Here is a 6911-nt window from a genome sequence, read left to right on the forward strand (position 1 = left end):
GCGATCGACCGTACGACAGCCGCGCTGCCCGCGGTGGCGATCGACCCCGCCACGCCTGCGCTACCCGCGGTGGCGATCGAGCCCGCGACGACGGCGCTGCTCTGCGTCACCACCGAACCGGCGACCACAGCACTGTCCGTCGTTGCGATCGACCCCGCGACGACCCGACTGTTCTGCGTCGCGGTGGACCGGATCACGACGTCCGAGGCCGCCGGCTCGTCGGACACCGGCTACTTCCGGCGAAAGAGCTTGTTGCCCAGCCACACCACAGGGTCGTACTTGCGGTCGGCGGCGCGTTCCTTCATCGGGATCAGCGCGTTGTCGGTGATCTTGATGTGTTCGGGACACACCTCGGTGCAGCACTTGGTGATGTTGCAGTAGCCCAGGCCGTTCTCCTCCTGCGCCTGCTCGGCCCGATTCGGTTGGGTGTCCAGCGGGTGCATGTCGAGCTCGGCCTGCCGCATCAGGTAGCGGGGGCCGGAGAACGCCTCTTTGTTCTCCTCGTGGTCACGCACCACATGGCAGACGTTCTGGCACAGGAAGCACTCGATGCACTTGCGGAACTCCTGGCTGCGGTTCACGTCCTCCTGCTGCATGCGGTACTCGCCGGGCTGGAGGTCCTTCGGCGGCGTGAACGACGGGATCTCCCTGGCCTTCTCGTAGTTGAAGGACACGTCGGTCACCAGGTCGCGCATCACGGGGAAGGTCCGCAGCGGGGTCACCGTGACGGTCTCGTCCTCGCCGAACGTCGACATCCGCGTCATGCACAGCAGCCGGGGCCGGCCGTTGATCTCGGCCGAGCAGGACCCGCACTTGCCCGCCTTGCAGTTCCATCGCACGGCGAGATCACCGGCCTGGGTGGCCTGCAGGCGGTGGATGATGTCGAGCACCACCTCGCCCTCGTTGACCTCGACGGTGTAATCCTGCAGATCGCCGCCGTCGGGATCGCCGCGCCAGACTCGTAGTTTCGCGTCGTAGGCAGCCATTTTTCAGCCCTTCCGGTCCGGGTGCGCGGCGATGTGATCGTCGGTGTAGTACTTCTCGAGTTCGGACAGTTCGAAACACTCCAGCAGATCGTCCCGCATCGGGGGCTGTTCTTCGGGCGTCACCGTCACGCCGGGAACCAGCGCGTCACCGGTGGCGGCCTCGCTCGTGCGACACACCAGCAGCTTGTTGCGCCAGGTGTTGTCCATCTGCGGGTAGTCGTCGCGGGTGTGCCCGCCACGGCTCTCGGTGCGCTGCAGCGCGGACTTGGCCACGCACTCGCTGACCAGCAGCATGTTGCGCATGTCGAGCGCCAGGTGCCAGCCCGGGTTGAACACCCGCCCGCCCGCGACCGTCACCCGGTGCACCCGCTCCCTGAGTTCCTCGAGCTTGGCGAGTGCCTCTTCGATCTCGTCTTCCTTGCGGATGATGCCGACAAGATCGTTCATCGACTGCTGCAGCTCGGCGTGCAAGGTGTACGGGTTCTGCGGGTCCTCGGTCGAATCGAAGGGCAGCAGAGCCATCTTCGTGGCTTCGTCGAGGGCCTCTTCGGAAATCTTCGGCCGGTCGCCGAGAGCCCGCACGTAGTCCGACGCCCCGAGCCCGGCCCGGCGGCCGAACACCAGCAGATCCGACAGCGAGTTGCCGCCGAGCCGGTTGGAGCCGTGCATGCCGCCGGCGCACTCACCCGCCGCGAACAGACCCGGCGTGGCCGCCGCGCCGGTGTCCGGATCGACCTCGATGCCGCCCATCACGTAATGGCAGGTCGGACCGACCTCCATCTCGTCCTTGGTGATGTCGACTTCGGCCAGCTCGATGAACTGGTGGTACATCGACGGCAGCCGCCTGCGGATCTCCTCGGTCGGCATCCGGGAGGCGATATCGAGGTAGACCCCACCGTGTGGCGAGCCGCGACCTTCTTTGACCTCGGTGTTGATGGCGCGGGCCACCTCGTCACGGGGCAGCAGGTCGGGGGTGCGGCGCGCGGAGTCGTTGTCCTTGAGCCACTGGTCGGCTTCTTCTTCGGTCTCGGCGTACTGGCCCTTGAACACGTCCGGGATGTAGTCGAACATGAACCGCTTGCCCTCGGAGTTCTTCAGAACTCCGCCGTCACCACGAACGCCTTCGGTGACGAGGATGCCCTTGACCGACAGCGGCCAGACCATGCCCGTCGGGTGGAACTGGATGAACTCCATGTTGATCAGACCGGAGCCGGCGCGCAGTGCCAGCGCATGTCCGTCGCCGGTGTACTCCCACGAGTTCGACGAGACCTTGAACGACTTGCCGATGCCGCCGGTCGCCAGCACCACGGCAGGCGCCTCGAAGAGCACGAACGAGCCGGTCTCGCGGTAGTAGCCGAACGCGCCCGCGATGCGGTCCCCGTCCTTGATCAGATCGGTGACAGCGCACTCGTGGAAGACCCGGATGCGGGCTTCGTAGTCGCCGAGTTCCCTCTTGTCCTCCTGCTGCAGCGACACGATCTTCTGCTGCAGGGTGCGGATGATCTCCAGCCCGGTGCGGTCGCCGACGTGCGCCAGCCGCGGGTAGGTGTGCCCGCCGAAGTTGCGCTGGCTGATCTTGCCGTCCTTGGTGCGGTCGAACAGCGCACCGTAGGTCTCGAGCTCCCAGACCCTGTCGGGGGCTTCCTGGGCGTGCAGTTCCGCCATCCGCCAGTTGTTCAGGAACTTGCCGCCGCGCATGGTGTCACCGAAGTGCACCTGCCAGGAGTCCTTGGTGTTGACGTTGCGCATCGCTGCCGCGCAACCGCCTTCGGCCATCACGGTGTGCGCCTTGCCGAACAGCGACTTGGTCACCACCGCGACGCGCAGGCCACGTTCGCGTGCCTCGATCACCGCGCGCAGACCTGCACCGCCGGCACCGATCACGACGACGTCGTACTCGTGCCGTTCCAATTGCGCTTCGTCCGAAGCCATCAAATCTCACTCATCTTTCGAAAATACGGTTGTGAATAAAGTTGTCAGCCAATGAATCTCAGGTCAGAGATGGTCCCGCTGGCCACCAGCATGATGTAGAAGTCGGTGAACATCAGGGTGCCCAGCGTGACCCATGCGTAGAGCTTGTGCCGAACGTTGAGCCTGCTGATCTGCGTCCACATCCAGTAGCGGACAGGGTGCTTGGAGAAGTGCTTGAGTCTGCCGCCGGCGACGTGCCTACAGGAGTGGCAGGAGATGGTGTAGACCCACAGCATCACGACGTTGGTGACCAGGATGACGTTGCCCAGACCGAAGCCGAAGCCGGTCGGTGAGTGGAAGGCGATGATCGCGTCGTAGGTGTTGATCACCGAGATGATCGCGGCGATGTAGAAGAAGTACCGGTGGGTGTTCTGAATGACCAGCGGAAAGCGGGTCTCTCCAGTGTATTTCGCGTGCGGCTCGGCGACTGCGCACGCGGTCGGGGCCTGCCACACCGTCCGGTAGTAGGCACCGCGGTAGTAGTAGCAGGTCAACCGGAACAGCAGCAGGAACGGCAGCGACAGTGCCGCGTACGGCAGCCACCACACGTCGGGGAGGAACTGGCCGAAGTGGCTGGCCTCGGGGATGCAACCGGTGCTGACGCACGGTGAGTAGAACGGCGTCAGGTAGTGGTAATCGGCGACGTAGTAGTTGTTCTGCATGAACGCCCGCACCGTCGCGTAGATGATGAACGCGGCGAACCCCAGGTCGGTGACGATCGGCGATTTCAGCCAATTGTCGGTACGCAGAGTGCGTTGCGCGATCTGCGCACGGCGAGGCGAAAAAACGCCGGTCGCTTTGCGGTCGGCGGTAGGTGCGCTCACGGTTGCCTTTCTATGCTGTTGTACCCCCGGACGCGTGCCGCTGTTCTGGGCACGCGGCGCTCATCGCGTCCCGCCGAGACCTTCGTCGTCGACGCCGCGCCAGAAGTCCGTGTCGTACTGAGTATCAGGGATCCCAATACGCTCGCCGACCGGGTGGTGTCCGCTGACGCCACGGGCGAGTTCGAGCTCTTCTGCGTCGATGTCGAGTCTGTCGATGTCGTTGAGGATGCGTTCGGCGTCGTTCACGATGCGACGGGTAGCTGGGCTATCCCCGTATCGCGACGCGAGCGACGTCACGCACCGCCGAAGGTTTCCGATGAGATCGTGAAGTTCGGCGAGTTCGGTGGTACTGGACAAGTGACCTCCTTGGGCTGAAGGGTGTCATGGATCACATTACGCAATCGATGCTAGTCACAACACCAATGAGAGCGTGAGACCGGTCACGTTCACGAGTGGAGGAAACGAATGTCTGACGACGATCTGAAAGGGCGCGCGGACGCGCTGCTGGCGCTGCACCGGCCGGGCGATCCGGTGATCCTGCCGACGGTGTGGGATGCATGGTCCGCCCGGATGGCGGTTGCGGCCGGCTTCACCGCGCTCACCGTGGGAAGCCACCCGGTGGCCGACTCGGTCGGCAAGCCGGACAACGAAGGCATGACGTTCGACGATCTGATCACGCGGGTCGCGCAGATCACCGCGGCGGTGGACGTGCCGATCTCGGTGGACATCGAGTCCGGGTACGCCGAGACGCCGGTGCGGCTGATCGAAGGCCTGCTGTCCGTGGGCGCGGTCGGACTCAACATCGAGGACACCGTGCACAGCGAGGACGGCCGACTCCGATCGTCCGCCGAGCATGCCGAACTCGTCGGCGGGTTGCGGTCGGCGGCCGACGCCGCCGGCGTGCACGTCGTGGTCAACGCACGCACCGATCTGTTCCTGCGCCAGGACGGGGACGAAGCCGACCGCGTCGATCGGGCCATCGCCCGGCTCACCGAGGCCGCCGGTGCGGGTGCCGACGTGCTGTACCCGGTCGGCCGCCACGATGCGGGCACCCTGAAGCGCCTGTCCGACGAACTGCCGCTGCCGATCAACGCCATCGCGCTCCCGGATCAGGACGACCCCGCGTCGTTCGGCCCGTTGGGCGTCGGTCGGATCAGCTTCGGCCCGTTCTTCCAGGCGGCGTTGGCGGCGCGCGGCAAGGAGATTCTGGCGCGCTGGGCGTGACCGCGCGTCAGCGGTGAACGTCGCCGACGGTCACGTCGATCGCCACGTCGTGATCGTCGAAGCGGCCGACGACGTCCTCGACGACCGCAGCTGCGAGAGCGCGTACCCGCGCCGCGACCGCGCCGAGGTCGGCGCCGAAGCGACCGCTCACCTCGATGCTCACGGTACGGAGGACGTCCTCGTCGAGGGTGACGTCGATGCCGGACAGGGCGAGGTCGGTGTCGTCACCGAGCGCCCTGGCGATCGCTGAGCGCAGGGCCAGGTCGCTGACCTGCAGCCGCCCCGGTGCGGACCCGGGGTCCGGATCGACGACCGTGATCGGCCAGCCGCCGCGGGGGGTGGCCCGCACGGCCGCGATCACCCGATCCTGCACCGCTGACCAGCCGGGTTCGGGTGCCGCGCGCAGCACTCGGGACGCACGGTTGACCACGTTGTAGTCGCCTATGTCGTAGTCGCCTATCGCCATCGTTGCAGCCTTTGTTGCAGTGTTGCGCGGGCCCGGTGGTGGTGTCCGCGCGCGCCGTCGGGGCTCAGGCTCAGGATCGTCGCGATCTGCGGGAAGGTCAATTCCTCCACCTCCCGCAGGATCCACACGGCGCGCTGTCGCGGCGGCAGTTCGGTGAGCGCATTCTCCAGTGCGCCGAGGAACTCGGTGTTGGACGCCGCGGCGAACGGATCGGACATCTTCGAGGGGTCGGCCGGGTCGAGGAGTCGGTCGTCGAGCGGCACGGCGCGCTTGACGCGGTGCGAGTCGACGACCTTGCGCGCGCAGATCGCGAACAGCCAGGTCCGCGGACTGCTGTCGCCGCGGAAGCGGTCGATCTGCCGCCACGCGGCCACGAAGGTCTCCTGCACGATGTCCTGCACCGCCGCGTCGTCGCGGGTCATCCGGCGCGCGTACCGGTGAAGAGCAGGACCGTGGCGTCGGATGAGGGTTTCGAAGGCCACGCGATCACCGGCGGCGGCCGCGGCGGCGAGCGCTCGATCGTCCACATCGGCGGGCTCGCTGTGCTCGTCGTGGGCCAGCATTCCCGGATCGTTCCTCTCGAACCAGAGCCGGGCAGCGGCGCCCGCCACCGCGAGCCTAGCGCTACCCGGACCGCCGGTACCGGGTGTGGGCAGCAACACACTGCTTGCCGCGTTCGGTTTCGGGGGACTCCACCGACCAAGTGGTGTGACAAGTCAAAAAGGAGCAGAAATGAGCAACACACAAGCAACGGCAGCGCAGACGCCATCGACGTCGGCGGTGGCGACCCACGAAGGCCCGCTGGCCACCAGCCACGGCAAGACGACGATCGCCGACACCGTGGTCTCGAAGATCGCCGGGCTGTCCGCTCGCGAGGTCAACGGGGTGCACGCTCTCGGTGGCAGCGCCAGCCGCGCCGTGGGAGCGCTGCGGGAACGCATTCCGGGCGCGACGGTCAACCACGCACAGGGCGTGTCGGTCGAGGTGGGCGAGAAGCAGGCTGCCGTCGACATCGACATCGTCGCCGAGTACGGGGTGTCCATCGCCGACCTGGCGGCCGGGATCCGCCGCAACGTGATCGCGTCCATCGAGCGGATGACCGGTCTCGAGGTGGTCGAGGTGGACATCACCGTCCACGACGTCTACGTCGCCGACGAGGAGTCCGAGGACGACACCGACAGCCGGCCCGCCAGGGTCGAGTAGTGACCGACGCAGAACCGGCCGACACCGTCGCAGCCATCGTCCGCGCGGTGCCCGGTGTGGCGGAACTGCACTCCGGGATGTTCGGTGAGGTCGGGACCTATCTACCGGGTCGCAGGGTCCCCGGGATCCGTATCGGTGACGACACGATCGACGTCCACATCACGGTGTGGCAGGGCGCGGCCGTGCGCGACACCGCGGCCGCGGTGCGAGCGGCGGTCGCGGCGAGCCGTCCCGGGA

The 6911-nt window shown here is 66.7% G+C and carries 9 protein-coding genes and 1 pseudogene; 3 read left to right on the forward strand and 7 right to left on the reverse strand.

Annotated features, from left to right (window positions below; genetic code table 11):
• From WA965_RS23045 to WA965_RS23065, 5 genes and pseudogenes are all read right to left on the reverse strand, one after another.
• Window positions 1-197: pseudogene (locus WA965_RS23045) on the reverse strand (hypothetical protein); the annotation flags it as partial.
• Window positions 198-230: 33 nt separating this feature from the next.
• The gene (locus WA965_RS23050) at window positions 231-986 is read right to left on the reverse strand and encodes a succinate dehydrogenase/fumarate reductase iron-sulfur subunit (protein WP_526302788.1); all 756 of its coding nucleotides are present in this window, start codon (window positions 984-986) and stop codon (window positions 231-233) included.
• Between the two features lie 3 nt (window positions 987-989).
• Complete coding sequence (locus tag WA965_RS23055; RefSeq protein ID WP_526302789.1) at window positions 990-2918, reverse strand: fumarate reductase/succinate dehydrogenase flavoprotein subunit; 1929 nt, start codon at window positions 2916-2918, stop codon at window positions 990-992.
• A gap of 44 nt (window positions 2919-2962) precedes the next feature.
• Window positions 2963-3781 carry a succinate dehydrogenase subunit SdhC gene (gene sdhC, locus WA965_RS23060; protein WP_526302790.1) on the reverse strand — a complete coding sequence of 273 codons (819 nt, stop codon included), beginning with the start codon at window positions 3779-3781 and terminating at the stop codon, window positions 2963-2965.
• Between the two features lie 60 nt (window positions 3782-3841).
• Entirely contained in the window at window positions 3842-4138 is a 297-nt protein-coding gene (locus tag WA965_RS23065) for an Rv0250c family protein (RefSeq protein WP_526302791.1), read from the reverse strand.
• A gap of 108 nt (window positions 4139-4246) precedes the next feature.
• Between WA965_RS23065 and WA965_RS23070 the strand changes: the two genes are divergently transcribed.
• Window positions 4247-5005 (forward strand): isocitrate lyase/PEP mutase family protein, encoded by a 759-nt coding sequence (locus WA965_RS23070; protein ID WP_526302792.1) that lies wholly within the window; start codon window positions 4247-4249, stop codon window positions 5003-5005.
• 7 nt (window positions 5006-5012) lie between these two features.
• Here the strand turns inward: WA965_RS23070 and WA965_RS23075 are convergent, their stop codons facing one another.
• A complete protein-coding gene (locus tag WA965_RS23075) occupies window positions 5013-5471 on the reverse strand; it encodes a hypothetical protein (protein WP_526448112.1) in 459 nt (152 codons plus the stop codon).
• A complete protein-coding gene (locus WA965_RS23080) occupies window positions 5462-6034 on the reverse strand; it encodes an RNA polymerase sigma factor (RefSeq protein WP_526302794.1) in 573 nt (190 codons plus the stop codon). The genes WA965_RS23075 and WA965_RS23080 overlap by 10 nt, the downstream gene beginning before the upstream one ends.
• 169 nt (window positions 6035-6203) lie before the next feature.
• Between WA965_RS23080 and WA965_RS23085 the strand changes: the two genes are divergently transcribed.
• Together WA965_RS23085 and WA965_RS23090 are read left to right on the forward strand one after the other, a co-directional pair.
• A complete protein-coding gene (locus tag WA965_RS23085; RefSeq protein ID WP_526302795.1) occupies window positions 6204-6674 on the forward strand; it encodes an Asp23/Gls24 family envelope stress response protein in 471 nt (156 codons plus the stop codon).
• The coding region (locus WA965_RS23090; protein WP_526448113.1) for a hypothetical protein at window positions 6674-6911 on the forward strand (238 nt) is incomplete at its 3' end. The genes WA965_RS23085 and WA965_RS23090, both read left to right, overlap by 1 nt.

Source organism: Mycobacterium sp. (assembly GCF_049683935.1).
In the GTDB taxonomy this organism is placed as follows: domain Bacteria; phylum Actinomycetota; class Actinomycetes; order Mycobacteriales; family Mycobacteriaceae; genus Mycobacterium.